This is a genomic window from Pseudomonas sp. SBT1-2 (genome assembly GCF_028640875.1).
GTDB classification, from domain to species: domain Bacteria; phylum Pseudomonadota; class Gammaproteobacteria; order Pseudomonadales; family Pseudomonadaceae; genus Aquipseudomonas; species Aquipseudomonas chlororaphis_I.
Genome location: NZ_JAQZAA010000113.1, coordinates 1 through 25,902, shown reverse-complemented (window position 1 = coordinate 25,902; position 25,902 = coordinate 1). Strand labels below are relative to the sequence as shown.

Annotated in this window: 38 protein-coding genes; 2 read left to right on the top strand and 36 right to left on the bottom strand. The window is 58.0% G+C overall.

The features are described 5' to 3' along the window. Positions 1-16: 16 nt before the first annotated feature. From PVZ78_RS27475 to PVZ78_RS27465, 3 genes are all read right to left on the bottom strand, one after another. A complete protein-coding gene (locus PVZ78_RS27475) occupies positions 17-772 on the bottom strand; it encodes an alpha/beta hydrolase family protein (RefSeq protein ID WP_096375571.1) in 756 nt (251 codons plus the stop codon). Continuing rightward, entirely contained in the window at positions 762-1,871 is a 1,110-nt protein-coding gene (locus PVZ78_RS27470; protein WP_273829581.1) for a DUF3182 family protein, read from the bottom strand. Before PVZ78_RS27470 ends, PVZ78_RS27475 begins: the two co-directional genes overlap by 11 nt. A gap of 181 nt (positions 1,872-2,052) precedes the next feature. Further along, complete coding sequence (locus tag PVZ78_RS27465) at positions 2,053-3,060, bottom strand: GlxA family transcriptional regulator (protein ID WP_273829580.1); 1,008 nt, start codon at positions 3,058-3,060, stop codon at positions 2,053-2,055. 103 nt (positions 3,061-3,163) lie between these two features. Here PVZ78_RS27465 and PVZ78_RS27460 point away from each other — a divergent pair, with 103 nt between their 5' ends. Continuing rightward, positions 3,164-3,718, top strand: a complete 555-nt coding sequence (locus PVZ78_RS27460; RefSeq protein ID WP_257372199.1) for a cysteine hydrolase family protein — start codon at positions 3,164-3,166, stop codon at positions 3,716-3,718. A gap of 137 nt (positions 3,719-3,855) precedes the next feature. On the opposite strand, the gene PVZ78_RS27455 is transcribed toward PVZ78_RS27460, so the two are convergent. Then, positions 3,856-4,368 (bottom strand): single-stranded DNA-binding protein, encoded by a 513-nt coding sequence (locus PVZ78_RS27455; RefSeq protein WP_009045846.1) that lies wholly within the window; start codon positions 4,366-4,368, stop codon positions 3,856-3,858. Between the two features lie 9 nt (positions 4,369-4,377). Next, entirely contained in the window at positions 4,378-5,772 is a 1,395-nt protein-coding gene (locus PVZ78_RS27450; protein ID WP_009051114.1) for an MFS transporter, read from the bottom strand. 180 nt (positions 5,773-5,952) lie between these two features. Between PVZ78_RS27450 and uvrA the strand changes: the two genes are divergently transcribed. Continuing rightward, positions 5,953-8,787 (top strand): excinuclease ABC subunit UvrA, encoded by a 2,835-nt coding sequence (gene uvrA, locus PVZ78_RS27445; RefSeq protein WP_016702646.1) that lies wholly within the window; start codon positions 5,953-5,955, stop codon positions 8,785-8,787. Between the two features lie 93 nt (positions 8,788-8,880). Here uvrA and bfr read toward each other — a convergent pair whose 3' ends face one another. The 31 genes from bfr to tuf all read right to left on the bottom strand — a co-directional run. Next, positions 8,881-9,345 carry a bacterioferritin gene (gene bfr / locus PVZ78_RS27440; protein WP_007924173.1) on the bottom strand — a complete coding sequence of 155 codons (465 nt, stop codon included), beginning with the start codon at positions 9,343-9,345 and terminating at the stop codon, positions 8,881-8,883. 155 nt (positions 9,346-9,500) lie between these two features. Then, positions 9,501-10,949: a catalase gene (locus PVZ78_RS27435; protein WP_016702645.1), complete on the bottom strand. Its 1,449-nt coding sequence runs from the start codon at positions 10,947-10,949 to the stop codon at positions 9,501-9,503. 171 nt (positions 10,950-11,120) lie between these two features. Continuing rightward, positions 11,121-11,507, bottom strand: a complete 387-nt coding sequence (gene rplQ / locus PVZ78_RS27430; protein ID WP_007924175.1) for a 50S ribosomal protein L17 — start codon at positions 11,505-11,507, stop codon at positions 11,121-11,123. 42 nt (positions 11,508-11,549) lie between these two features. Beyond that, entirely contained in the window at positions 11,550-12,551 is a 1,002-nt protein-coding gene (locus PVZ78_RS27425) for a DNA-directed RNA polymerase subunit alpha (protein ID WP_007924176.1), read from the bottom strand. A gap of 22 nt (positions 12,552-12,573) precedes the next feature. Beyond that, entirely contained in the window at positions 12,574-13,194 is a 621-nt protein-coding gene (rpsD, locus tag PVZ78_RS27420; RefSeq protein ID WP_003176404.1) for a 30S ribosomal protein S4, read from the bottom strand. An 18-nt stretch (positions 13,195-13,212) separates the two neighbouring features. Next, complete coding sequence (gene rpsK, locus PVZ78_RS27415) at positions 13,213-13,602, bottom strand: 30S ribosomal protein S11 (RefSeq protein ID WP_007924177.1); 390 nt, start codon at positions 13,600-13,602, stop codon at positions 13,213-13,215. 30 nt (positions 13,603-13,632) lie between these two features. After that, positions 13,633-13,989 carry a 30S ribosomal protein S13 gene (rpsM, locus tag PVZ78_RS27410; protein ID WP_009045849.1) on the bottom strand — a complete coding sequence of 119 codons (357 nt, stop codon included), beginning with the start codon at positions 13,987-13,989 and terminating at the stop codon, positions 13,633-13,635. A gap of 130 nt (positions 13,990-14,119) precedes the next feature. Continuing rightward, entirely contained in the window at positions 14,120-14,236 is a 117-nt protein-coding gene (rpmJ, locus tag PVZ78_RS27405) for a 50S ribosomal protein L36 (protein ID WP_002555468.1), read from the bottom strand. A 24-nt stretch (positions 14,237-14,260) separates the two neighbouring features. Further along, a complete protein-coding gene (secY, locus tag PVZ78_RS27400; protein ID WP_007924182.1) occupies positions 14,261-15,589 on the bottom strand; it encodes a preprotein translocase subunit SecY in 1,329 nt (442 codons plus the stop codon). Then, a complete protein-coding gene (gene rplO / locus PVZ78_RS27395; RefSeq protein ID WP_007924183.1) occupies positions 15,590-16,024 on the bottom strand; it encodes a 50S ribosomal protein L15 in 435 nt (144 codons plus the stop codon). Positions 16,025-16,027: 3 nt separating this feature from the next. Continuing rightward, positions 16,028-16,204: a 50S ribosomal protein L30 gene (rpmD, locus tag PVZ78_RS27390; RefSeq protein ID WP_003176408.1), complete on the bottom strand. Its 177-nt coding sequence runs from the start codon at positions 16,202-16,204 to the stop codon at positions 16,028-16,030. A 2-nt stretch (positions 16,205-16,206) separates the two neighbouring features. Further along, entirely contained in the window at positions 16,207-16,707 is a 501-nt protein-coding gene (rpsE, locus tag PVZ78_RS27385) for a 30S ribosomal protein S5 (protein ID WP_007924184.1), read from the bottom strand. Positions 16,708-16,710: 3 nt separating this feature from the next. Continuing rightward, positions 16,711-17,061, bottom strand: coding sequence for a 50S ribosomal protein L18 (gene rplR / locus PVZ78_RS27380; protein ID WP_003186037.1), 351 nt, complete (start codon positions 17,059-17,061; stop codon positions 16,711-16,713). 10 nt (positions 17,062-17,071) lie between these two features. Next, positions 17,072-17,605 carry a 50S ribosomal protein L6 gene (rplF, locus tag PVZ78_RS27375; protein ID WP_007924185.1) on the bottom strand — a complete coding sequence of 178 codons (534 nt, stop codon included), beginning with the start codon at positions 17,603-17,605 and terminating at the stop codon, positions 17,072-17,074. Positions 17,606-17,617: 12 nt separating this feature from the next. Continuing rightward, complete coding sequence (gene rpsH, locus PVZ78_RS27370; RefSeq protein ID WP_003228724.1) at positions 17,618-18,010, bottom strand: 30S ribosomal protein S8; 393 nt, start codon at positions 18,008-18,010, stop codon at positions 17,618-17,620. Between the two features lie 208 nt (positions 18,011-18,218). Then, entirely contained in the window at positions 18,219-18,524 is a 306-nt protein-coding gene (gene rpsN / locus PVZ78_RS27365; RefSeq protein WP_003228726.1) for a 30S ribosomal protein S14, read from the bottom strand. A 13-nt stretch (positions 18,525-18,537) separates the two neighbouring features. Continuing rightward, positions 18,538-19,077 carry a 50S ribosomal protein L5 gene (gene rplE / locus PVZ78_RS27360; protein WP_007924186.1) on the bottom strand — a complete coding sequence of 180 codons (540 nt, stop codon included), beginning with the start codon at positions 19,075-19,077 and terminating at the stop codon, positions 18,538-18,540. 20 nt (positions 19,078-19,097) lie between these two features. After that, a complete protein-coding gene (gene rplX, locus PVZ78_RS27355) occupies positions 19,098-19,412 on the bottom strand; it encodes a 50S ribosomal protein L24 (RefSeq protein WP_003186046.1) in 315 nt (104 codons plus the stop codon). A gap of 11 nt (positions 19,413-19,423) precedes the next feature. Beyond that, the gene (rplN, locus tag PVZ78_RS27350; protein WP_002555479.1) at positions 19,424-19,792 is read right to left on the bottom strand and encodes a 50S ribosomal protein L14; all 369 of its coding nucleotides are present in this window, start codon (positions 19,790-19,792) and stop codon (positions 19,424-19,426) included. 23 nt (positions 19,793-19,815) lie between these two features. Continuing rightward, positions 19,816-20,082 carry a 30S ribosomal protein S17 gene (rpsQ, locus tag PVZ78_RS27345; RefSeq protein WP_003194644.1) on the bottom strand — a complete coding sequence of 89 codons (267 nt, stop codon included), beginning with the start codon at positions 20,080-20,082 and terminating at the stop codon, positions 19,816-19,818. 2 nt (positions 20,083-20,084) lie between these two features. After that, positions 20,085-20,276 carry a 50S ribosomal protein L29 gene (gene rpmC, locus PVZ78_RS27340; protein ID WP_002555481.1) on the bottom strand — a complete coding sequence of 64 codons (192 nt, stop codon included), beginning with the start codon at positions 20,274-20,276 and terminating at the stop codon, positions 20,085-20,087. Then, on the bottom strand, positions 20,276-20,689 hold the full coding sequence (rplP, locus tag PVZ78_RS27335) for a 50S ribosomal protein L16 (RefSeq protein WP_003228729.1): 414 nt from the start codon (positions 20,687-20,689) through the stop codon (positions 20,276-20,278). Before rplP ends, rpmC begins: the two co-directional genes overlap by 1 nt. A 12-nt stretch (positions 20,690-20,701) precedes the next feature. Next, on the bottom strand, positions 20,702-21,388 hold the full coding sequence (gene rpsC, locus PVZ78_RS27330) for a 30S ribosomal protein S3 (RefSeq protein ID WP_007924192.1): 687 nt from the start codon (positions 21,386-21,388) through the stop codon (positions 20,702-20,704). A gap of 13 nt (positions 21,389-21,401) precedes the next feature. Then, complete coding sequence (gene rplV / locus PVZ78_RS27325) at positions 21,402-21,734, bottom strand: 50S ribosomal protein L22 (protein WP_003103908.1); 333 nt, start codon at positions 21,732-21,734, stop codon at positions 21,402-21,404. Positions 21,735-21,747: 13 nt separating this feature from the next. Continuing rightward, a complete protein-coding gene (gene rpsS, locus PVZ78_RS27320; RefSeq protein WP_002555486.1) occupies positions 21,748-22,023 on the bottom strand; it encodes a 30S ribosomal protein S19 in 276 nt (91 codons plus the stop codon). 16 nt (positions 22,024-22,039) lie between these two features. Then, positions 22,040-22,864 (bottom strand): 50S ribosomal protein L2, encoded by an 825-nt coding sequence (rplB, locus tag PVZ78_RS27315; protein WP_007924198.1) that lies wholly within the window; start codon positions 22,862-22,864, stop codon positions 22,040-22,042. Between the two features lie 14 nt (positions 22,865-22,878). Next, complete coding sequence (rplW, locus tag PVZ78_RS27310; RefSeq protein ID WP_002555488.1) at positions 22,879-23,178, bottom strand: 50S ribosomal protein L23; 300 nt, start codon at positions 23,176-23,178, stop codon at positions 22,879-22,881. Further along, positions 23,175-23,777, bottom strand: coding sequence for a 50S ribosomal protein L4 (gene rplD / locus PVZ78_RS27305; RefSeq protein ID WP_007924200.1), 603 nt, complete (start codon positions 23,775-23,777; stop codon positions 23,175-23,177). The genes rplW and rplD overlap by 4 nt, the downstream gene beginning before the upstream one ends. Before the next feature lie 12 nt (positions 23,778-23,789). Beyond that, positions 23,790-24,425 carry a 50S ribosomal protein L3 gene (gene rplC / locus PVZ78_RS27300; protein ID WP_007924205.1) on the bottom strand — a complete coding sequence of 212 codons (636 nt, stop codon included), beginning with the start codon at positions 24,423-24,425 and terminating at the stop codon, positions 23,790-23,792. An 80-nt stretch (positions 24,426-24,505) separates the two neighbouring features. Then, positions 24,506-24,817 (bottom strand): 30S ribosomal protein S10, encoded by a 312-nt coding sequence (gene rpsJ / locus PVZ78_RS27295; protein WP_003186070.1) that lies wholly within the window; start codon positions 24,815-24,817, stop codon positions 24,506-24,508. 140 nt (positions 24,818-24,957) lie between these two features. Continuing rightward, on the bottom strand, positions 24,958-25,902 hold a 945-nt coding region (tuf, locus tag PVZ78_RS27290), incomplete at its 5' end, for an elongation factor Tu (protein WP_273828732.1).

The following is a 25,902-nucleotide window of genomic DNA, read 5'->3' as shown; positions in this document are numbered from 1 at the left end:
CGACCAGCGCTCCCGACTATTGCGGCTGAATGATGCTCAACCGTTCTCCCACCACCATTTCCGTGATCCAGTCCACCAGGATCGAGGTATAGGCCTGCTGCGACACGGGATCGCTCAGGGCATGGTCGGCGCCGTCGATGATCCGGTGGGTCATGGAATGGGTCTGCTGGCAGGCCGCGCGGTAACTCATGATGGTGGCGTGCGGCACATGCTCATCGGTCTCCGACTCCACCAGCAGCACATCCCCGGTGAACGCCGCGCAGGCATGCAGCGCCCGGTTGCTGTCCATGCGCACCAGGCTGCTGCGGTAATCCAGCAGGTCGGCCTTGTCCAGGTCGCGCTTGGGGCTGTTCCAGGCTTCGTCGCGGTACAGCGCCGGGACCCGCAGCGCCAGCCAGCGCACCGGTCGCAGCGAGGTCAGGATGCTCGCCAGGTAGCCACCGTAACTGGTGCCCACCACGGCGATCGCCGAGGTGTCGAGGGCCGGGTGGGCCAGCAGGCGGTCATAGGCCGCCAACAAGTCGCGCAGGTTGTCTTCGCGGCTCACGCGGTTCAGCGGGATACCGCTGCCGGCGTGGCCCCGCAGGTCGAAGGTCAGGCACACGCAACCCAGCCCGGCGATGCCCCGGGCGCGCTCCAGGTCGCGCTCCTGGCTACCGCCCCAACCGTGGACAAACAGTACGCCGGGGACTTTCGACCTGGGAGTGAGGAAGGTCCCGCTCATCTGCTCGTCATCGATGTCGATTTGAATGCTTTCGCTTCTAGCCGTCATAGGATTGGACCGTTGCATATTTGAGAAGAAAGTCACTGTGCTCCGCAGGCCCGCGATAGACCTCGATGGCATCGGCCGGCAAAGGCCGGTCGACATAGGTTTCCACCGCGGACACACGAATCGCGCGCATGCCCGGCTGGTCGATAAAGGCCTGCAAAGCCGCCACTTCGGCGCTGCTGGCACCGCCCATGCGCCACGATTGCTCGAGTACGCCGCTGCGCTGCCGGCCTTCGGTATCCAGGCCCTGGGCGATGTCGTAGTTGCGCCGGGAGGCGAAAAAGCGCGGATAGGCCTCATCGGCGGCGGCGTCGAAAACCCGGGCCTGCTGCACCGCCTGGCGCACGTCCGGCGGCAGTGGCAGCGCCAGCAACTCAGGGTAGCCCCCCTGCACCACCAACAGCTCGGAGCCACCGTAGACCTGCTCGCCGTCGGCGTCCTCGGTCAGGTACTGCTGGCCGCAGTAGCTGAGGACATGGCCGGCGATAAAGGACTGGCCGGCGCTGTAGGTGACCACCTGTTGCAGATCCTGCTCCAGGACCACGCCTTCATTGAACTGCCGGGCGACCTCCGGTTGCGTCAGCAGCTCGTCGAAGTGCTCCAGGCTCTCGATCACCTGCTGGCCACGACCGGCGCAGGCATGGATCGGCTTCATGCGGATCGGTCCGCTGTAAAGCAAATGGCTGGCCGCTGGCCGGGCATCGTTCAGGGAAAACACGCTCAGGCCGTCCAGCACCACATTGCGCACCCGCTGGGAGAACAGCGGCGCCCAGCCCGGCGGGGCCACGGCGTTCTTGTTCAGCAGGCCATGGGTGATGGCCTTGGTGCAGATAAAATCATGCTCGACATACCCGCCCCACAGGTCGTCCGGCCCCGTGACCCGCAATTGCCGGGCCGCGGCAGGGCCGACGATGGTCTGCGTCGGCAACAGGTACAGCTCGTCCTGGCCATGCACGAGCGGGTCGTAGTCACCGGCGAATTCCAGCCCGAGGATTTGTGCCAGCCACCGGGCCAGCGCGCGATTGGTCTCCACGACATGCTGCGAGGCCCCAGGGTGGACCGAGTGGGCGACCACCCGTTTCTTGCGTTGCGTCGGGGTCATGCGTCCCCCTTCGTCATCGGCGTGGTGAATGTACAAGAAAGGGTGCAGGGATCACGCCAAGGCCCGGGGGGAGTCGAATAGCCCCTGGATAAGCGCTCTACGCCATCGTTGCTGGCATTGGGCCTGTCTTATTTTGCACGATCGGCCGGCGCCGCCCGGTATTTTGCACGACTCGCGGAGGTCAGCCCTGCCCGGCCCGTGCCAGCGGTGTCGGCGGCGTCACGCCGAAACGCGCGCGATATTCGCTGGGCGCCAGCCCGGTGATCTTCTTGAAGGTGGCGCGGAACGCCCCAGGGTCCTGGTAACCGACCGTCCAGGCGATATGGTCGATGGTGCCGTTGGTGAACTCGAGCATTTCCCGGGCCTTGCCCACCCGCAGGTGCTGGCAATATTCGGTGGGCTTGAGCCCGGTGGCGGCCCGAAAGCGCCGCAGGAAGGTGCGCTCCTCCAGCCCGGCCTGCTGCGCCATGACGGCGAGGGAAACGTCCACCGCGCCATTGGCCTGCAGCCAGTGCTGCACCTTGAGGATCGCCGCGTCGCCGTGGCCGAGGATCGGCGCGAAGTTACTGCCGCACTGGCTGGCGCTGTCGCTGTGTTCGATCACCAGAAAACGCGCGGTGCCGCTGGTGATGCTCGGGCCTAGCAGGCGGTCGACCATGCGCAACCCGAGTTCGGACCAGGCCATCAGGCCGGCGGTGGTGATCAGGTCGCCATCGTCGACGATCGGCTTGTCGGCGTTCAGGCGGATGTTCGGGTAGCGCTCGGCGAACTGCTTCGCCGAGGTCCAGTGAGTGGTGGCACTGCGACCGTCGAGCAGGCCACTTTCGGCCAGCAGGATCGAGCCGACACAGACCCCGCCCAGGGTCGCGCCATTGGCATGCTGCTGGCGCAGCCATTGGGTCAGCGCCTGCGGTGCCTGCGCCCGGGAGAAGCCGGCCACCGAGGGTGGGATCAGCACCGCCAGCAATGGCCCCTCAACATCAGGGTGACTGTCGTATACCCGTATAGGCGCCTGGTCGGCCTGCGCCTGCCAGTGGCTGATGCGCAACAGCGGCAACTGCGTACTGCGTTGTTCGGCGGCGATACGGTTGGCGACCCCGAACAGGTCGGTCAAGCCATGCACCGCGGCCATCTGTGCCCCGGGATAGATCAGCACGCCCAGCTCGGCGACTGCGCTTTCCATACCCATTGTCAGTTTTCCCCCTGCTATTGTCGGTGCGGCCAATCCTCGACCGGCCCGCCGGAGCCAATACTGGACTCCACAGCCAGCCACTACTTCAGAGGACACACCCATGGCCAAGCAAGCGCTCATCGTAGTCGATATCCAGAACGACTACTTCCCCAACGGCAAGTGGCCCCTGGTGGGCGTCGAAGCCGCCGCCGACAACGCCGCGCGGCTGATCCAAGCCTTCCGTGACAGCGGCCAGCAGGTGGTGCACATCCGCCACGAATTCACTTCCGACAGCGCGCCGTTCTTCACCCCCGGCTCCAGCGGCGCACAACTGCATCCCAAGGTCAGCAACCGCGCCGACGAACCGGTGGTGCTCAAGCACTTCGTCAATTCGTTCCGCGAAACCGAGCTCGAAGCCATTCTCGACCAACACGACATTGAACACCTGGTGGTGGTCGGCAGCATGAGTCACATGTGCATCGACGGCGTCACCCGCGCTGCCGCCGACCTGGGCTATGGCGTCACAGTGATCCATGACGCCTGCGCCACCCGCGACCTCGAATTCAATGGTGTGGTGGTGCCAGCGGCCCAGGTCCACGCTGCATTCATGTCGTCCCTGGGGTTCGCCTACGCCAGCGTGGTGTCCACCGATGAGTTTCTGGCAGGCAGCCGCTGATTCTGTCGGGCCGTTCCTTGCTGGAGGCTCTGGGACAACGGAGTCCCCAGCACCGAACTTGCGATAGATAGAAAGCAAAAAGCCCGTAGCGTTTGCGCGCTACGGGCCTTTTTCATGCCGTTGCCGAGAGGGCTCTCTTAGAACGGAATATCGTCATCGAAGCTGTCGTCGAAGTTCTGCGCCGGCTGTGGCGAGGACTGCTGAGGCGCTGGACGCGATTCGCGTTGTGGCGCCTGCGAAGGCTGTGGACGCGACTGCTGCGGACGTGGCGCGGAGTTGCCCATGCCCTGGCCCTGGTCGCCCTGTGGACGGCCGCCCAGCAGCTGCATGGTGCCCTGCATGTCGACGATGATTTCAGTGGTGTAGCGCTTGATGCCGTCTTTTTCCCACTCGCGGGTCTGCAGCTTGCCTTCGATGTAGACCTGCGAACCTTTGCGCAGGTATTCGCCGGCGATTTCCGCGACCTTGCCGAACATCGACACACGGTGCCACTCGGTCTTCTCGACCTTCTGACCGGTTTGCTTGTCGGTCCACTGTTCGCTGGTGGCCAGACTCAGGTTGGTCACGGCGTTACCGTTAGGCAGGTAGCGAACTTCAGGATCCTGGCCGCAAGTGCCGACCAATATGACTTTGTTAACCCCACGGGCCATAACGTTCTCCTAGGCTTCACACGCCGATCGGGCTGGGTTGACCAGCTGCTCGAGGGTCGCGCGATCCAATAATTCGGTGTCCAATTTGATGTAAATGGCGGCTTCTTCGGCCACCATCACTGCATCTGTTACCCCAACAACGGCCTTCAGGCGCTCGACCAGACCGGCTTCGCGGATCGCTTCGGGCGATAACGGCAAGCGCAGGCTCGTCACGTAAGGAGGTTCGCGCATGGTAACAGCAAAGGCCAACCACAGGGCAGCAAGTCCTGCACACCCCAGGAACACAACCGACAAACCGCCATGCTGGAACAACCAGCCGCCGAGAATGCCGCCCAGTGCCGAGCCGAGGAACTGGCTGGTGGAATAGACCCCCATGGCCGTGCCCTTGCCGCCGGCCGGTGAAACCTTGCTGATCAGCGACGGCAGCGAAGCTTCCAGCAGGTTGAACGCGGTGAAGAACACCACCGTGCCGATCACCAGCGCCCGCAGGCTGTCGCCGAACTCCCAGAAGAATAGCTCGGTGAGCAGCAGCGTACTGACCGCGCCCAGCAGAACTCGTTTCATTTTGCGTTTTTTCTCGCCGTAGATGATGAACGGGATCATGGCGAAGAAGGAGATCAACAGCGCGGTGAGGTAGACCCACCAGTGCTGTTCCTTGGGCAGGCCGGCTTTTTCCACCAAGGCCAGCGGCAAGGCGACGAAGCTCGACATCAGCATCGCATGCAACACGAAGATACCAAGATCCAGGCGCAACAGGTCCGGATGCTTGAGCGTCGGCAACAGCGCCTGGCGCGCGACCCCGGACTCACGGTGCTGCAATGGGCCGGTCGAGTGCGGCACCATGAAGGCAACGATGAAAATGCCCAGCAGCGCCATGCCGCCGGTGGCGAAGAACAGCCCGGACAAACCGAAAGCGCGGGTCAGCAGCGGGCCGGCCACCATGGCCACGGCAAAGGACAGGCCGATGGTCATGCCGATCATGGCCATGGCCTTGGTGCGGTGCTGCTCGCGGGTCAGGTCCGACAACAGCGCCATGACCGCCGCGGAAATCGCCCCGGCACCCTGCAGGATGCGCCCGGCGATCACGCCCCAGATCGAGTCGGCGTTGGCCGCCAGCACACTGCCCAGGGCAAAGACGATCAGCCCCAGGTAAATCACCGGACGACGACCGATACGGTCGGAAATGATCCCGAACGGGATCTGGAAAATCGCCTGGGTCAGGCCGTAAGCGCCGATCGCCAACCCGATCAGGGCCGGGGTCGCTCCTGCCAGATCCATCCCATAGGTCGCCAGGACCGGCAACACCATGAACATGCCAAGCATACGGAAGGCGAACACCAGGGCCAGACCGCTTGCCGCGCGGGTCTCGGCGCCACTCATGCGCTCGCTGTGGGGATCATGCATGGAAAAACCTCGTGTGAACCGGCGGCGATTCTACCAGTCCGATCGATTGACGGGGTATATGGCGACGCTTTGCCGCGCAGGTTTCATCTACGGCTGCACAGACCTCATTTGATAGTGTGCATCCATCCAGTATTTGCCCTTATACTCCTACGTTTTCGACGCCCGCCGAGCGAGGCCACTTTGGACAAGATCCTGATTCGTGGGGCCCGAACCCACAACCTGAAGAACATCGACCTGACCCTGCCACGGGACAAACTGATCGTCATCACCGGCCTGTCCGGATCCGGCAAATCGTCTCTGGCGTTCGACACCTTGTATGCCGAAGGCCAGCGCCGTTATGTCGAGTCGCTGTCGGCCTATGCCCGGCAATTCCTGTCGATGATGGAAAAACCCGACGTCGACACCATCGAAGGTTTGTCGCCAGCGATTTCCATCGAACAGAAATCCACCTCGCACAACCCGCGCTCCACCGTCGGCACCATCACCGAGATCTACGACTACCTGCGCCTGCTGTATGCACGCGTGGGTACGCCACGCTGCCCGGATCACGACATCCCGCTGGAAGCCCAGACCGTCAGCCAGATGGTCGACCTGGTGCTGGCCCAGCCGGAAGGCAGCAAGCTGATGCTGCTGGCGCCGGTGATTCGCGAGCGCAAGGGCGAGCACCTGTCGGTCTTCGAGGAACTGCGCGCCCAGGGCTTCGTTCGCGCCCGGGTCAACGGCAAGCTCTACGAGCTGGATGAGTTGCCGAAGCTGGATAAACAGAAAAAGCACTCGATCGATGTGGTGGTCGACCGCTTCAAGGTCCGCACCGACCTGCAGCAGCGTCTGGCCGAGTCGTTCGAGACCGCGCTGAAGCTGGCCGACGGTATCGCCCTGGTGGCGCCAATGGACGACGAACCCGGCGAAGAAATCATCTTCTCCGCGCGCTTCGCCTGCCCGATCTGCGGCCACGCCATCAGCGAACTGGAACCCAAGCTGTTCTCCTTCAACAACCCGGCCGGTGCCTGCCCGACCTGCGACGGCCTGGGGGTCAAGCAGTTCTTCGACATCAAGCGCCTGGTCAATGGCGAGCTGACCCTGGCCGAAGGGGCGATTCGCGGCTGGGACAGGCGCAACGTCTATTACTTCCAGATGCTCGGCTCGCTGGCGTCGCATTACGGCTTCAGCCTGGAAGTACCGTTCAACCAGCTGCCGGCCGACCAGCAGAAGGTCATCCTCAACGGCAGCGGCACGCAGAACGTCGACTTCAAGTACCTCAACGATCGTGGCGATATCGTCAAGCGCTCCCACCCGTTCGAAGGCATCGTGCCGAACCTGGAACGTCGCTACCGCGAGACCGAATCGGCCACCGTGCGCGAGGAGCTGGCCAAGTTCCTCAGCACCCAGCCGTGCCCGGACTGCCGTGGTACCCGCCTGCGTCGTGAAGCACGCCACGTGTGGGTCGGCGAGAAGACTTTGCCGGCCGTCACCAGCCTGCCGATCGGCGATGCCACCGATTACTTCGGCACCTTGTCGCTGACCGGACGCCGTGGCGAGATCGCCGACAAGATCCTCAAGGAGATCCGCGAGCGCCTGCAGTTCCTGGTCAACGTCGGCCTGGACTACCTGACCCTGGATCGCAGCGCCGACACCCTGTCCGGCGGCGAGGCGCAGCGGATCCGCCTGGCCAGCCAGATCGGCGCCGGCCTGGTAGGAGTGATGTACATCCTCGATGAACCCTCCATCGGTCTGCACCAGCGCGACAACGACCGTCTGCTGGGCACCCTGAAACACCTGCGGGATATCGGCAACACGGTGATCGTGGTCGAACACGACGAGGACGCCATTCGCCTGGCCGACTATGTGGTGGACATCGGCCCGGGAGCCGGCGTACATGGCGGGCAGATCGTCGCCGAAGGTACACCCGACGAGGTGATGTCCCATCCCGACTCACTGACTGGCAAGTACCTCTCCGGTCGGGTGAAAATCGCCGTGCCGGCCAAGCGTACGCCACGCAACAAGAAGCTTTCGCTGTCCCTCAAGGGGGCCCGCGGCAACAACTTGCGCAACGTCGACCTGGAGATTCCGATCGGCCTGCTGACCTGCGTGACCGGTGTCTCCGGCTCGGGTAAATCGACCCTGATCAACAACACCCTGTTCCCCCTCAGTGCCACGGCGCTGAACGGCGCGACCACGCTGGAAGCCGCTGCGCACGACAGCATCAACGGCCTGCAGCACCTGGACAAGGTGGTGGATATCGACCAGAGCCCGATCGGTCGCACCCCCCGCTCCAACCCGGCGACCTACACCGGGCTGTTCACGCCGATTCGCGAACTGTTTGCCGGGGTTCCCGAATCGCGCTCACGCGGCTACGGTCCGGGCCGCTTCTCCTTCAACGTCAAGGGCGGCCGCTGCGAAGCCTGCCAGGGCGACGGCCTGATCAAGGTGGAAATGCACTTCCTGCCGGATATCTACGTGCCGTGCGATGTGTGCAAGAGCAAGCGCTACAACCGCGAAACCCTTGAGATCAAATACAAGGGCAAGAGCATCCACGAGGTCCTGGAAATGACCATCGAGGAAGCGCGGGAGTTCTTCGACCCGGTGCCGGCACTGGCGCGCAAGCTGCAGACGCTGATGGACGTGGGGCTGTCCTATATCAAGCTGGGGCAGTCGGCGACGACCTTGTCCGGCGGTGAAGCGCAGCGGGTCAAGCTGTCTCGCGAGCTGTCCAAGCGCGATACAGGGAAGACCCTCTACATCCTCGACGAGCCAACCACCGGCCTGCACTTCGCCGATATCCAGCAGTTGCTGGACGTTCTGCATCGCCTGCGCGACCACGGCAACACTGTGGTGGTGATCGAGCACAACCTGGATGTGATCAAGACTGCCGACTGGCTGGTGGACCTGGGGCCGGAAGGCGGTTCCAAGGGCGGTCAGATCATTGCCGTAGGTACACCGGAGCAATTGGCAGAGATGCCGCAATCCCATACCGGTTACTACCTCAAGCCACTGCTGACCCGCGACCGGGCCTGAGCCCCATGAAAAAGCCCCTGCCATTGGGAAATGGCAGGGGCTTTTTTGTGCCCGTCAGAGCCCTGCAGTTGCCTGCAGGAAAGGGCTAGCGCATCAGAACTGCGACTGCAGGTAGTTTTCCAGACCGATCGACTTGATCAGACCCAACTGCTTTTCCAGCCAGTAGGTATGGTCTTCTTCGGTATCGGCCAACTGCACACGCAGGATGTCGCGGCTGACATAGTCCTTGTGCTTCTCGCACAGCTCGATGCCCTTGCACAGCGCTGCGCGGACCTTGTACTCCAGGCGCAGGTCAGCGGCGAACATATCCGGCACGGTGGTACCGATATCCAGATCGTCAGGGCGCATGCGTGGCGTGCCTTCGAGCATCAGGATGCGGCGCATCAATGCATCGGCGTGTTGAGTCTCTTCTTCCATCTCGTGATTGATGCGCTCGTAGAGCTTGCTGAAGCCCCAGTCTTCATACATACGCGAGTGGATGAAATATTGGTCACGTGCTGCCAGCTCGCCCGTCAGCAACGTGTTGAGGTAATCGATTACGTCCGGGTGACCTTGCATCGCCCTACATCTCCCTGCTTGAAAGTCTGTATTTTGAACCAAGCTGACTTGCAGGTCACTGTAAAAACGCTAACAAAGTGAAGAATTCCAGAGAAAAGTAGCCGAAAAAACGCAAAAACCGCCCAAATGAGGGCGGTTCTGCTTATCGTTTAGACTTAGTTAAGCTGTACACCCAACGCCTTTGCGACACCTTCTCCATAAGCCGGGTCAGCCTTGAAGAAATGTTGCAGCTGACGCTGAACCACATCCGAGCTGACACCCGCCATCGCACCGGCGATGTTGTTGATCAACAGGGCTTGCTGCTGATCGTTCATCAGGCGGAACAGAGCGCCTGCATGGCTGTAGTAGTCGGTGTCTTCGCGGTGATCGTAACGATCCGCCGCACCGCTGAGTGCCAAGGCCGGCTCTGCGTAGCGAGGAGCCTGTTTCGGCGCGTCGGCGTAGCTGTTCGGCTCGTAGTTCGGTGCCGCACCACCATTGCTGCCAAAGGCCATGGCGCCGTCACGCTGGTAGCTGTTCACTGGGCTGCGTGGGGCGTTGACCGGCAGTTGCTGGTGGTTGGTGCCAACACGGTAGCGATGAGCGTCGGCGTAAGCGAATACGCGGCCTTGCAGCATGCGATCCGGTGACAGGCCGACACCCGGAACCATGTTGCTAGGACCAAAGGCAGCCTGCTCGACTTCCGCGAAATAGTTCAGTGGATTGCGGTTCAACTCCAGCTCACCGACTTCGATCAGCGGGAACTCCTTCTGCGACCAGGTCTTGGTCACGTCGAACGGGTTCTCGTAATGAGCGGCAGCCTCAGCCTCGGTCATGATCTGAATGCACACGCTCCATTTCGGGAAGTCGCCGCGCTCGATCGCGTTGAACAGGTCACGCTGGGCGTAATCCGGGTCGGTACCCGCCAGGCGGGCAGCCTCGGCCGGTGCCAGGTTCTTGATGCCTTGCTTGGTCTTGTAGTGCCATTTCACCCAGTGACGCTCGCCTTTGGCGTTGATCAGGCTGTAGGTGTGGCTGCCAAAGCCGTGCATATGACGATAGCCGTCCGGAATCCCGCGATCCGAGAACAGGATGGTGACCTGGTGCAGCGCTTCAGGCGAGTGCGACCAGAAGTCCCACATTGCCTGGCCGCTCTTCAGGTTGCTCTGCGGCAGACGTTTCTGGGTGTGGATAAAGTCGGGAAACTTCAGCGGGTCGCGAATGAAGAACACAGGTGTGTTGTTGCCAACGATGTCCCAGTTACCTTCTTCGGTATAGAACTTCAGGGCAAAGCCGCGTGGGTCACGCTCGGTATCAGCCGAGCCACGTTCGCCACCTACGGTCGAGAAACGCAGGAACGTAGGGGTTTGCTTACCTACGGACTCGAAAAGCTTGGCGCTGGTGTATTCGGTGATGTCGCGGGTCACAGTGAAAGTACCGTAGGCACCCGAACCCTTGGCGTGCACGCGACGCTCAGGAATGTTTTCACGGTTGAAGTGGGCAAGCTTCTCGATCAGATGAAAATCATCGAGCAGCAGCGGGCCACGAGGGCCAGCAGAACGGGAATTCTGGTTATCGGCGACTGGAGCGCCACTTGCGGTGGTAAGCGTTTTGTTTTGGCTCATGCTCAATCTTCCTCTGTCAGTCTTGGAACTGCCGGCTAATCGGCTGACGAGGAGTATCGACCATCAAGATGACAGCATCAAATGCATTAAATGATTACTATCGATAGTATTTTTCTAATACAACAGACACAAAAAACCGGGCACTAGGCCCGGTTCTTTGTATTTGACGTCTTACTCAGCGGATACAGCTTCACCGCCGACAGCACGATCAACCAACTCGACGTACGCCATAGGCGCGTTGTCGCCAGCGCGGAAACCGCACTTGAGGATGCGCAGGTAGCCACCCTCACGGGTAGCGTAACGCTTGCCCAGGTCGTTGAAGAGCTTACCAACGATAGCTTTCGAACGAGTACGGTCGAAAGCCAGACGGCGGTTAGCCAGGCTGTCTGTCTTGGCCAAAGTGATCAGCGGCTCAGCAACGCGGCGCAGTTCTTTGGCTTTCGGCAGTGTAGTTTTGATCAGCTCGTGCTCGAACAGCGACACCGCCATGTTTTGGAACATGGCCTTGCGGTGCGAGCTGGTGCGGCTCAGGTGACGACCACTTTTACGATGACGCATGGTTCATTCCTTACCAAACACAACGTTCGGTGATTACGACGATCAGGCAGTCGCCTTGTCGTCCTTCTTAAGACTTGCAGGCGGCCAGTTGTCGAGGCGCATGCCGAGGGACAGACCGCGGGAGGCCAGAACGTCCTTGATTTCAGTCAAGGATTTCTTGCCAAGGTTCGGAGTCTTCAACAGTTCTACTTCGGTACGCTGAATCAGGTCGCCGATGTAGTAAATGTTTTCCGCCTTAAGGCAGTTAGCCGAACGTACAGTCAGTTCCAGATCGTCAACCGGGCGAAGCAGGATCGGATCGATCTCGTCTTCCTGCTCGATTACCACTGGCTCACTGTCACCCTTGAGGTCGACGAACGCAGCCAACTGCTGTTGCAGGATGGTTGCAGCACGACGGATAGCCTCTTCAGGATCCAGGGTACCGTTGGTTTCCAGATCAATAACCAGCTTGTCCAGGTTGGTACGCTGCTCGACACGGGCGTTTTCCACCACGTATGCGATACGGCGAACCGGGCTGAACGAAGAGTCAAGCTGCAAGCGACCGATGCTGCGGCTTTCGTCTTCATCGCTCTGACGCGAGTCTGCCGGTTCATAACCACGACCACGAGCTACTACGAGCTTCATGTTCAGGGCGCCGTTAGACGCCAGGTTAGCGATTACGTGATCGGGGTTAACGATCTCGACATCATGATCCAGCTGAATATCGGCAGCGGTAACCACCCCCGAACCCTTCTTCGACAAGGTCAGCGTAACTTCGTCACGGCCGTGCAGCTTGATAGCCAGACCTTTAAGGTTCAACAGGATTTCAATTACGTCTTCCTGTACACCTTCGATGGCGCTGTACTCGTGGAGCACACCGTCAATCTCGGCCTCGACTACTGCACAGCCGGGCATTGAGGACAACAGGATGCGGCGCAGCGCGTTGCCCAGGGTGTGGCCAAAACCACGCTCGAGAGGCTCGAGGGTGATCTTGGCGCGGGTTGGACTGACAACCTGCACATCAATATGGCGGGGTGTCAGGAACTCATTTACCGAAATCTGCATGGATGCACCTATTTTCTAGCCCTTACTTGGAGTAGAGCTCGACAATCAGGCTTTCGTTGATGTCGGCGGACAGATCACTGCGAGCTGGAACGTTCTTGAAAACGCCCGACTTCTTCTCAGTGTCTACTTCTACCCATTCTACGCGGCCACGTTGGGCACACAGATCGAGAGCTTGGACAATGCGAAGTTGGTTTTTTGCTTTCTCGCGAACAGCAACCACGTCACCAGCACGAACCTGGTAGGACGGAACGTTAACGGTCTGACCGTTTACGCTGATCGACTTGTGCGATACCAGCTGACGGGATTCGGCACGAGTCGAACCGAAGCCCATACGGTATACAACGTTGTCCAGACGGCATTCGAGCAGTTGCAGCAGGTTCTCACCGGTTGCACCTTTCTTGCCAGCAGCTTCTTTGTAGTAGCCGCTGAATTGACGCTCGAGAACGCCGTAGATACGACGGACCTTCTGCTTTTCACGCAGTTGGGTGCCGTAGTCGGACTGGCGACCGCGGCGCTGGCCGTGGATACCAGGTGCTGCTTCGATGTTGCACTTGGATTCGATAGCGCGCACGCCGCTCTTCAGGAAGAGATCGGTGCCTTCGCGACGAGCCAGTTTGCATTTTGGACCAATGTAACGAGCCATTCTTTACAATCTCCTGGATTACACGCGGCGCTTCTTCGGCGGACGGCACCCGTTGTGCGGGATTGGCGTCACGTCGGTGATGCTGGCGATCTTGTAGCCACAGCCGTTCAAAGCGCGGACTGCGGATTCACGACCTGGACCTGGGCCCTTGACGTTAACGTCGAGGTTTTTCAGGCCATATTCCAGCGCAGCTTGACCAGCACGCTCAGCAGCTACTTGAGCAGCGAACGGGGTGGACTTGCGGGAACCGCGGAAACCCGAACCACCGGAGGTTGCCCAGGAAAGAGCGTTACCTTGACGGTCGGTGATGGTCACGATGGTGTTGTTGAAAGACGCGTGGATGTGGGCGATGCCATCAACCACTGTCTTTTTAATCTTTTTACGAGGACGAGCAGCAGGTTTTGCCATGACTAAATTCCTGTCGATTCGCTGGTGCGATTACTTGCGGATCGGCTTACGCGGACCTTTGCGAGTACGCGCGTTGGTCTTGGTACGCTGACCGCGTACTGGCAGACCACGACGATGGCGCAGACCGCGGTAGCAGCCCAGATCCATCAAGCGTTTGATTTTCATGTTGATTTCGCGACGCAGGTCACCTTCAGTGGTGAACTTCGCCACTTCGCCACGCAGCTGTTCAATTTGCTCGTCGCTCAGATCCTTGATCTTTGCGGCTGGGTTGACCCCAGTCTCTGCACAGATTTTCTGCGCAGTCGTGCGACCAACACCATAGATGTAGGTCAGCGAGATAACAGTATGCTTGTTATCTGGAATGTTAACGCCTGCAATACGGGCCATTCAGTGGGACTCCAATTGACAGCTACCTACGCCCCGGAAGCCAAGAAATAGGGCGCGAGATAATATCGCTGTAATAACAAATAATCAACCCAGCAGCGCACTAGCTGCTGGGCTTGAAGCACAATCACACTCAGCCTTGGCGCTGTTTGTGACGCGGTTCCGCGCTGCAAATTACTCGAACAACACCTTCGCGGCGAATAATCTTGCAGTTACGGCACAGCTTTTTCACCGATGCACGAACTTTCATCACCAACTCCTCGAACCTTATGGGTCAGCGCAGCATGCCGCTGCCGTAACCCTTCAGGTTGGCTTTCTTCATCAGGGATTCGTACTGGTGCGAAACGAGGTGCGATTGTACTTGCGACATAAAGTCCATAACAACCACGACCACGATCAGCAACGAGGTCCCGCCAAGGTAGAACGGAACGTTTGCTGCAACCACCAGGAACTGGGGCAACAGACAGACGGCCGTCATATATAGAGCACCGAACATGGTCAAGCGGGTCAGAACGCCATCAATGTAGCGCGCCGACTGCTCACCTGGACGGATGCCCGGAATAAAGGCACCGGACTTCTTCAGGTTTTCCGCTACGTCTTTCGGATTGAACATCAACGCCGTATAGAAGAAGCAGAAGAAAATAATCCCTGCACTAAACAGCAGAATATTCAACGGCTGACCAGGAGCGATCGACTGCGAGATGTCCTGCAACCAGCCCATACCTTCAGACTGACCGAACCAGGCACCCAACGAAGCCGGGAACAGCAAAATGCTGCTCGCGAAAATAGCAGGAATAACGCCTGCCATATTCACTTTCAGCGGCAAGTGGCTAGTCTGCGCAGCAAACACCTTGCGGCCCTGCTGACGCTTGGCATAGTGAACAGCAATACGACGCTGACCACGCTCAATGAACACCACAAAACCGATAATCGCTACTGCCAGCAAACCGATGGCAACCAGGGCAAAAATGTTGATATCACCCTGACGCGCAGACTCGAAAGACTGCCCGATCGCTCTCGGAAGACCGGCGACGATACCTGCGAAAATCAACATCGAGATACCGTTGCCAACACCACGCTCAGTAATCTGCTCACCCAGCCACATCATGAACATCGCACCAGCCACAAAAGTGGATACCGCGACGAAATGGAAGCCAAAGTCACCAGTGAACGCAACGCCCTGCCCTGCCAGGCCAACGGACATGCCGATGGCCTGAACAAGAGCTAGGACGACAGTGCCGTAGCGGGTGTACTGGCTGATCTTGCGACGGCCAGCCTCACCTTCCTTCTTCAACTGCTCCAGCTGCGGGCTGACGGCGGTCATCAGCTGCATGATGATCGATGCCGAGATGTACGGCATGATCCCCAGTGCAAAGATGCTCATCCGTTCCAGCGCGCCGCCGGAAAACATGTTGAACAAGCTAAGAATGGTCCCCTCATTCTGTCGAAACAGGTCTGCGAGTCGGTCAGGGTTGATACCTGGAACCGGGATGTGTGCGCCTATTCGGTAGACGATAATCGCCAAGAACAGAAAACGCAGACGAGCCCAGAGTTCAGACATACCGCCTTTGCCGAGCGCAGAGAGAGCACCTTGCTTAGCCATTTATTCCTCGAACTTGCCGCCAGCTGCTTCGATAGCCGCACGCGCACCTTTGGTGGCTGCGATGCCCTTGATAGTCACAGCGCGAGTAACTTCGCCGGACAGCATGATTTTCACACGCTGTACGTTTTGGTTAATCACGTTGGCATCTTTCAGGGACTGCACGGTGACGATGTCGCCTTCCACTTTAGCCAACTCGGACAGACGCACTTCTGCGCGATCCATGGCTTTCAGGGATACGAAACCGAACTTCGGCAGGCGACGATGCAGCGGCTGTTGACCGCCTTCAAAGCCTGGAGCAATGGTGCCACCGGAGCGGGAAGTCTGACCTTTGTGACCACGGCCACCAGTCTTACCCAAACCACTACCGATACCACGGCCCGGACGATGCTTTTCGCGACGGGAACCCGGCGCTGGACTCAGATCATTGAGTTTCATCGATTAACCCTCGACACGCAGCATGTAGTAAGCCTTGTTGATCATCCCGCGGTTCTCGGGAGTATCCTGGACTTCTACAGTGTGACCGATGCGACGCAGACCCAGACCCTTAACGCACAGTTTGTGGTTAGGGATACGGCCGGTCATGCTTTTGATCAGCGTTACTTTAACGGTAGCCATGATCAGATGATCTCCTGGACGCTTTTGCCACGCTTGGCGGCAATGGATTCAGGGGACTGCATTGCTTTCAAACCCTTGAAAGTGGCGTGAACCACGTTTACTGGGTTAGTCGAGCCGTAGCACTTGGCCAGAACGTTCTGAACGCCAGCAACTTCGAGGACAGCACGCATAGCGCCGCCAGCGATGATACCGGTACCTTCAGAAGCAGGCTGCATGTACACCTTCGAAGCGCCGTGAGCGGACTTCATTGCGTACTGCAGAGTGGTGCCGTTCAGATCAACCTGGATCATGTTGCGGCGAGCAGCTTCCATTGCCTTCTGGATCGCAGCAGGCACTTCACGCGACTTGCCACGGCCGAAGCCAACGCGACCTTTACCATCACCAACCACGGTCAACGCGGTGAAAGTGAAGATACGGCCGCCTTTTACGGTTTTGGCTACGCGGTTAACTTGAACCAGCTTCTCGATGTAGCCTTCGTCGCGCTTTTGGTCGTTATTTGACATAACTTAGAACTCCAGCCCAGCTTCACGAGCAGCATCAGCCAGCGCCTTGACGCGGCCGTGGTACTTGAAGCCAGAGCGGTCGAAAGCCACCTGCGAGACGCCAGCGGCTTTTGCACGCGTAGCGACCAGCTGGCCAACCTTAGTGGCCGCGTCGATGTTGCCAGTGGCGCCATCACGCAGTTCTTTATCCAAAGTCGAGGCGCTTGCCAGGACTTTGTTGCCGTCGGCCGAAATGACCTGGGCGTAGATGTGCTGCGAAGAGCGGAACACGCAGAGACGCACGACTTCGAGTTCGTGCATTTTCAGGCGTGCTTTGCGAGCGCGACGCAGTCGAGTAACTTTTTTGTCGGTCATTTGCTATGCCCTACTTCTTCTTGGCTTCTTTACGACGGACGACTTCGTCCGCGTAGCGCACACCTTTACCTTTGTAAGGCTCTGGTGGACGGAAGTCGCGGATCTCAGCGGCCACTTGACCTACCAGCTGCTTGTCGATGCCCTTGATCAGGATATCGGTCTGGCTAGGAGTCTCAGCGGTGATGCCTTCCGGCAGCTCGTAGTCCACTGGATGCGAGAAGCCAAGGGCCAGGTTCAGCACTGTGCCTTTTGCTTGCGCTTTGTAACCAACACCGACCAGCTGGAGCTTGCGCTCGAAGCCTTGGCTTACGCCTTGGACCATGTTGTTTACCAACGCACGAGTGGTACCGGCCATTGCGCGAGTTTGTTGGTCGCCATTGCGAGCAGCGAAACGCAGCTCACCAGCTTCCTGAACAATTTCAACGGACGAGTGTACGTTCAGTTCGAGAGTGCCCTTGGCACCCTTCACCGAAAGCTGTTGGCCGGCGAATTTAACTTCAACACCAGCTGGCAGCTTAACGGGGTTCTTAGCGACGCGAGACATGCTTATCCCCCCTTAGAACACAGTGCAAAGAACTTCGCCGCCGACACCGGCAGCGCGCGCAGCACGATCAGTCATCACACCTTTGTTGGTGGAGACGATAGACACGCCGAGACCGCCACGAACTTTCGGCAGATCTTCAACGGACTTGTACTGACGCAGGCCTGGACGGCTAACGCGCTTCACTTCTTCGATGACCGGACGGCCTTCGAAGTATTTCAGCTCGATGGACAGCAGTGGCTTGGTTTCGCTGCTGATCTGATAACCCGCGATGTAACCTTCGTCCTTCAGGACTTTTGCTACAGCCACCTTCAGCGTGGAAGACGGCATGCTTACGACGGACTTTTCAGCCATCTGGGCATTACGGATTCGAGTTAGCATGTCCGCTAACGGGTCCTGCATACTCATGGGCTAGACGCTCCTGATACAAAAAAAATGAGCCTTGCGGCTACAGCTTGTCGCCGAGAAATTCCGGGCAAAAAACACGGGCTCAGGCGAGCCGGTCATTCTAGACACACCCCAGAAATGAATCAAGCCCCAAAAGGGGCTTGATTCATGTTCAAGGCCACCGGTGGTCAGGATCTTGCAACCCCGAACACCGCGACTTTGATAGCTATTACCAGCTGGCTTTAACCAGACCTGGTACGTCACCACGCATTGCAGCTTCACGCAGCTTGTTACGGCCGAGGCCGAACTTGCGGTAAACGCCGTGCGGACGACCAGTCAGGCGGCAGCGGTTACGCATGCGCGAAGCGCTCGCGTCACGTGGCTGCTTCTGCAGAGCTACGGTAGCTTCCCAACGCGCTTCTGGACTTGCGTTCAGATCGACGATGATAGCTTTCAGCGCTGCACGCTTGGTGGCGTACTTGGCAACGGTGAGCTGACGCTTCAGCTCACGGTTTTTCATGCTCTTCTTGGCCATTTTCCTACTCCAATCAGTTGCGGAACGGGAATTTGAAAGCACGCAGCAGAGCGCGGCCTTCATCATCGTTCTTGGCAGTGGTGGTCAGGGTAATGTCCAGACCGCGGAGAGCATCGATCTTGTCGTAGTCGATTTCCGGGAAGATGATCTGCTCTTTCACGCCCATGCTGTAGTTGCCACGACCATCGAAGGACTTGGCATTCAGGCCGCGGAAGTCGCGAACCCGAGGCAGGGAGATCGACAGCAGACGATCCAGGAACTCGTACATACGCTCACGGCGCAGGGTCACTTTGACGCCGATCGGCCAACCTTCACGGACTTTGAAGCCAGCGATGGATTTCCGAGCGTAGGTCACAACGACTTTCTGGCCGGTGATCTTTTCCAGGTCAGCAACAGCGTGCTCGATGACTTTTTTGTCGCCGATCGCTTCGCCCAGACCCATGTTCAGGGTGATTTTGGTAACGCGCGGAACTTCCATCACGTTCGAAAGCTTAAGTTCATCCTTAAGTTTCGGAGCGATTTCCTTCCGGTAAATCTCTTGTAGTCGTGCCATGGTCTTCTACCTAGCAGTGTTCAAGCATCAACCGCTTTTTGGGTCGACTTGAAGACACGAATTTTTTTGCCGTCTTCTACTTTGAAACCAACGCGGTCAGCCTTGTTGGTTTCGCCGTTGAAAATGGCGACGTTGGAAGCGTGCAGTGGCGCTTCTTTCTCGACGATACCGCCCTGTACGCCCGACATCGGGTTAGGCTTGGTATGACGCTTGACCAGGTTCAGACCACCAACAACCAGACGGTTGTCAGCGAGAACCTTAAGCACCTTACCGCGCTTACCCTTGTCTTTGCCGGCGATCACGATGATCTCGTCGTCACGACGAATCTTTTGCATGTCGGATCTCCTTACAGCACTTCTGGGGCGAGCGAGACGATCTTCATGAACTTCTCAGTACGAAGTTCACGGGTCACTGGCCCAAAGATACGGGTGCCGATCGGCTCTTGCTTGTTGTTCAACAGAACAGCAGCGTTGCCATCAAAGCGGATGATGGAGCCGTCAGCACGACGGACACCATGGCGAGTGCGGACTACAACAGCAGTCATCACTTGACCTTTCTTCACCTTACCGCGAGGAATTGCTTCCTTGACGGTAACTTTGATGATGTCACCGATACCAGCGTAACGACGATGGGAGCCACCCAGCACCTTGATGCACATAACGCGGCGAGCGCCGCTGTTATCGGCCACATCGAGCATGGATTGAGTCTGAATCATATAATTTCTCCGACCCTTAGCCCTTAGACTTCCACAGCGCGTTCGAGAACATCAACCAGAGCCCAAGACTTGGTCTTGGCCATCGGACGAGTTTCACGAATAGTGACTTTGTCGCCGATGTGGCACTGGTTGGTTTCGTCGTGCGCGTGCAGCTTAGTCGAACGCTTAACGTATTTACCGTAGATAGGGTGCTTAACGCGACGCTCGATCAGAACGGTGATGGTCTTGTCCATCTTGTCGCTGACAACACGGCCAGTCAGCGTACGGACAGTTTTTTCGGCTTCAGCCATGATTACTTACCTGCCTGCTGGTTGAGCACAGTCTTCACGCGAGCGATGTCACGTTTAACTTGCGAGAGCAGATGAGACTGCCCCAACTGGCCAGTTGCCTTCTGCATACGCAGATTGAACTGGTCGCGCAGCAGGCCGAGCAGTTGCTCGTTCAGCTGCTGTGCGGATTTTTCACGAAGTTCATTCGCTTTCATCACATCACCGTCCGTTTAACAAAGGAGGTGGCGAGCGGCAGCTTTGCAGCAGCCAGGGCGAAAGCCTCACGCGCCAGCTCTTCAGAAACACCCTCGATTTCATACAGGACTTTGCCTGGCTGAATCTGGGCAACCCAGTATTCGACGTTACCCTTACCTTTACCCATCCGAACTTCGAGTGGCTTCTTGGAAATAGGCTTGTCCGGGAATACACGGATCCAGATCTTGCCGCCACGTTTTACGTGACGGGTCAGAGCGCGACGCGCTGACTCGATCTGACGAGCGGTGAGACGACCACGAGCAACAGACTTCAGCGCGAACTCGCCGAAGCTGACTTTGCTACCGCGCAATGCCAGACCACGGTTGTGGCCGGTCATTTGCTTGCGGAACTTCGTACGCTTTGGTTGCAACATTTGGCGTACCCCTTACTTAGCAGCTTTTTTACGAGGCGCTGGTGCTTGTGGCTTCAGCTCTTCTTGGCGACCACCAATTACTTCGCCTTTGAAGATCCAAACCTTCACACCGATCACACCGTAAGTGGTGTGAGCTTCGTAGGTGGCATAGTCGATATCGGCACGCAGGGTGTGCAGTGGCACACGACCTTCGCGATACCATTCAGTACGTGCGATTTCAGCACCGCCGAGACGACCGCTCACTTGGATTTTGATGCCTTTGGCACCAATGCGCATGGCGTTCTGTACTGCGCGCTTCATAGCGCGACGGAACATTACACGACGCTCCAGCTGCTGAGCTACGCTCTGGGCAACCAGCATACCGTCGAGCTCCGGCTTGCGGATCTCTTCGATATTGATGTGCACAGGCACACCCATTTGCTTGGTCAGGTCCTGACGCAGTTTCTCAACATCTTCACCTTTCTTGCCGATCACGATGCCGGGACGAGCGGTGTGGATGGTGATGCGTGCAGTTTGAGCCGGACGATGGATATCGATACGGCTTACGGACGCGCTTTTTAGTTTGTCTTGGAGGTACTCACGCACATTCAGATCTGCGAGCAAATAGTCCGCATAAGTCCGACCGTCTGCGTACCAGACGGAGGTGTGCTCCTTGACGATTCCCAGGCGAATGCCAATGGGATGTACTTTCTGACCCATCTCTTCGACTCCGTTACTTGTCAGCAACCTTGACAGTGATATGGCAAGACCGCTTGACGATGCGATCAGCACGGCCTTTGGCACGTGGCATGATGCGCTTCAGCGAACGCCCTTCGTTGACGAAAACGGTGGAGACCTTCAGGTCATCAACGTCTGCGCCTTCGTTATGCTCGGCGTTGGCTACGGCCGACTCCAGCACTTTCTTCATGATCTCGGCGGCTTTCTTACTGCTGAAAGCCAACAGGTTGAGCGCTTCGCCCACCTTCTTCCCGCGGATCTGGTCGGCGACCAAGCGGGCTTTCTGGGCGGAGATTCGAGCGCCCGACAACTTAGCGGCTACTTCCATCGTTCCTTACCCCTTAACGCTTGGCTTTCTTGTCAGCCACGTGCCCGCGATATGTACGGGTACCGGCGAACTCGCCCAGTTTGTGGCCGACCATGTCTTCGTTCACGAGAACTGGAACATGTTGACGACCGTTATGCACAGCAATGGTCAGACCGACCATTTGTGGCAGGATCATGGAACGGCGCGACCAGGTCTTAACTGGTTTGCGATCGTTCTTTTCCGCCGCCACTTCGATCTTCTTCAGTAGGTGAAGATCAATAAAAGGACCTTTTTTCAGAGAACGTGGCACTGTCGTATCCCTCTATTTACTTGCGACGACGGACGATCATTTTGTCGGTACGCTTATTACCACGAGTCTTCGCGCCCTTAGTCGGGAAGCCCCATGGCGATACCGGATGACGACCACCAGAGGTACGACCTTCACCACCACCATGTGGGTGGTCAACCGGGTTCATGGCAACACCACGAACGGTTGGGCGAACGCCACGCCAGCGTTTGGCACCAGCTTTACCCAGCGAACGCAGGCTGTGCTCGGAGTTCGAGACTTCGCCCAGGGTCGCACGGCATTCAGCCAGGACTTTACGCATCTCACCAGAACGCAGACGCAGGGTCACATAGACACCTTCACGAGCGATCAGCTGAGCCGAAGCACCAGCGGAACGAGCGATTTGCGCGCCTTTACCTGGCTTCAGTTCGATGCCGTGTACGGTGCTACCAACTGGAATGTTACGCAGTTGCAGAGCGTTGCCCGGCTTGATCGGTGCCAGAGCACCTGCGATCAGCTGGTCGCCAGCGCTCACGCCTTTAGGGGCGATGATGTAGCGACGCTCGCCGTCTGCGTACAGCAGCAAAGCGATGTGAGCAGTACGGTTTGGATCGTATTCGATACGCTCGACAGTGGCAGCGATGCCATCTTTGTCGTTGCGACGGAAGTCGACCAGACGGTAGTGCTGCTTATGACCACCACCAACGTGACGAGTGGTAATACGGCCATTGTTGTTACGACCACCAGACTTCGATTTCTTCTCGAGCAGCGGTGCGTGAGGAGCGCCTTTATGCAGCTCCTGGTTGACCACCTTGACCACAAAACGGCGGCCAGGGGAAGTCGGTTTGCATTTAACGATTGCCATGATGCACCCCTTCCTTACTCAGCACTGCTGCTGAAATCGAGATCTTGGCCTGGCTGAAGGGAGATAACTGCCTTCTTCCAGTCATTACGCTTGCCCAGACCGCGAGCGGTACGCTTGCTCTTACCCAGAACGTTCAGGGTAGTAACGCGCTCCACTTTCACGCTGAACAGGCTTTCGACGGCCTTCTTGATTTCCAGCTTGGTTGCGTCAGTAGCAACCTTGAAAACGAACTGGCCTTTCTTGTCTGCCAGAACCGTAGCCTTCTCGGAAACGTGCGGGCCAAGCAGAACTTTAAATACGCGTTCCTGGTTCATCCCAGCAGCTCCTCGAATTTCTTCACGGCCGACACAGTGATCAACACTTTGTCGTATGCGATCAGACTAACTGGATCGGAACCTTGTACGTCACGTACATCAACGTGTGGCAGGTTACGAGCAGCCAGGTACAGGTTCTGATCAACAGCGTCAGACACGATCAGAACGTCGGTCAGACTCATGTTGTTCAGCTTGCCCAGCAGATCTTTGGTTTTCGGAGTTTCAACAGCGAAATCCTGAACCACGACCAGACGATCAGTACGCACCAGCTCAGCAAGGATGGAACGCATTGCTGCGCGATACATCTTCTTGTTCAGCTTCTGGGAATGATCCTGTGGACGAGCCGCGAAAGTGGTACCGCCGCCACGCCAGATTGGGCTACGGATAGTACCGGCACGAGCGCGGCCAGTACCTTTCTGACGCCATGGGCGCTTGCCGCCACCGGAAACGTCGGAACGGGTCTTTTGCTGCTTGCTACCTTGACGGCCGCCGGCCATGTAGGCCACGACTGCTTGGTGAACCAGCGTCTCGTTGAATTCGCCGCCAAATGTCAGTTCGGAAACTTCGATCGCTTGAGCGTCATTTACATTTAATTGCATGTCAGCTTCCCCTTAACCGCGAGCCTTGGCCGCCGGACGTACAACCAGGTTGCCGCCAGTAGCGCCAGGAACAGCACCCTTGACCAACAACAGATTGCGTTCAGCGTCGACGCGCACTACTTCCAGGGACTGCACGGTCACGCGCTCAGCGCCCATATGACCGGACATTTTTTTGCCCTTGAATACACGACCAGGAGTCTGGCACTGGCCAATAGAGCCCGGGACGCGGTGGGAAACGGAGTTACCGTGGGTGTTATCTTGACCGCGGAAATTCCAACGCTTGATGGTACCGGCGAAGCCTTTACCTTTCGACTGACCGGTAACATCTACCAGTTGGCCAGCTGCGAAGATTTCTGCATTGATCAGATCGCCAGCTTGGTACTCGCCTTCTTCAAGACGGAACTCCCAAACGCCACGACCGGCAGCAACGTTCGCTTTAGCGAAGTGACCTGCTTGAGCAGCAGTCACGCGCGAAGCACGACGCTCACCTACAGTGACTTGCACTGCACGATAGCCATCGGTTTCTTCAGTTTTGAACTGGGTGACGCGATTCGGCTCGATCTCAATGACCGTGACCGGAATGGAGACACCTTCTTCGGTGAAAATACGGGTCATACCGCATTTACGACCGACTACACCAATAGTCATGTTGTAAACCTCATGAGTGTACGGGGCTTTCACCCGCTATGGCCGCCCATTTCAGAGCGTTACACGACTAAGACCGAGTCTTAGCCGAGGCTGATCTGCACTTCCACACCTGCCGCAAGATCAAGCTTCATAAGTGCATCAACGGTTTTATCCGTTGGCTGGACGATGTCCAGTACGCGCTTATGAGTACGGATCTCGTACTGGTCACGCGCGTCTTTGTTGACGTGCGGGGAGACCAGAACGGTGAACCGCTCTTTACGGGTAGGCAGTGGAATAGGACCACGCACTTGAGCACCAGTACGTTTCGCGGTTTCCACGATTTCCTGGGTGGATTGGTCGATCAGGCGATGGTCGAAAGCCTTCAACCTGATACGGATTTGCTGATTTTGCATTGGATTTCAGACTCCAGGCTGCTATTCCCACCGGGCGCAATACGCCCGTTAAAAGGAGGCGCAATTCTATAGACGGTCCCACAGAGTGTCAACCCAATAAAAAAGCCCCCGCAAGCGGGGGCTTTTTCATGAGCCGTCGATTACTCGATGACTTTGGCTACGACGCCAGCGCCGACGGTACGACCGCCTTCACGGATAGCGAAACGCAGACCATCTTCCATCGCGATGGTTTTGATCAGAGTGACAGTCATCTGGATGTTGTCACCTGGCATTACCATTTCAACGCCTTCTGGCAGCTCGCAGTTACCAGTCACGTCAGTAGTACGGAAGTAGAACTGTGGACGGTAGCCTTTGAAGAACGGAGTATGACGGCCGCCTTCTTCTTTGCTCAGAACGTACACTTCAGCAGTGAACTTGGTGTGCGGCTTAACGGTACCTGGCTTAACCAGAACCTGGCCACGCTCAACGTCGTCACGCTTGGTGCCACGCAGCAGAACGCCGCAGTTCTCGCCAGCACGACCTTCGTCGAGCAGCTTGCGGAACATTTCAACGCCGGTGCAGGTGGTTTTCTGAGTTTCGCGCAGACCAACGATCTCAACTTCTTCCTGGATGCGAACGATACCACGCTCAACACGGCCAGTTACCACGGTGCCACGACCGGAGATCGAGAACACGTCTTCGATAGGCATCAGGAACGGCTTGTCGATAGCACGCTCTGGCTCTGGGATGTAGGTATCCAGAGTTTCTACCAGCTTCTTAACAGCGGTAGTGCCCATTTCGTTGTCGTCTTGGCCGTTCAGAGCCATCAGAGCCGAACCGATGATGATTGGAGTGTCATCACCTGGGAAGTCGTAAGTGCTCAGCAGATCGCGCACTTCCATCTCAACCAGTTCCAGCAGCTCAGCGTCGTCAACCATGTCAGCCTTGTTCAGGAAGACAACGATGTACGGAACGCCTACCTGACGGGACAGCAGGATGTGCTCACGAGTTTGCGGCATCGGACCATCGGCAGCCGAGCAAACCAGGATCGCGCCGTCCATCTGGGCAGCACCAGTGATCATGTTTTTGACGTAGTCGGCGTGACC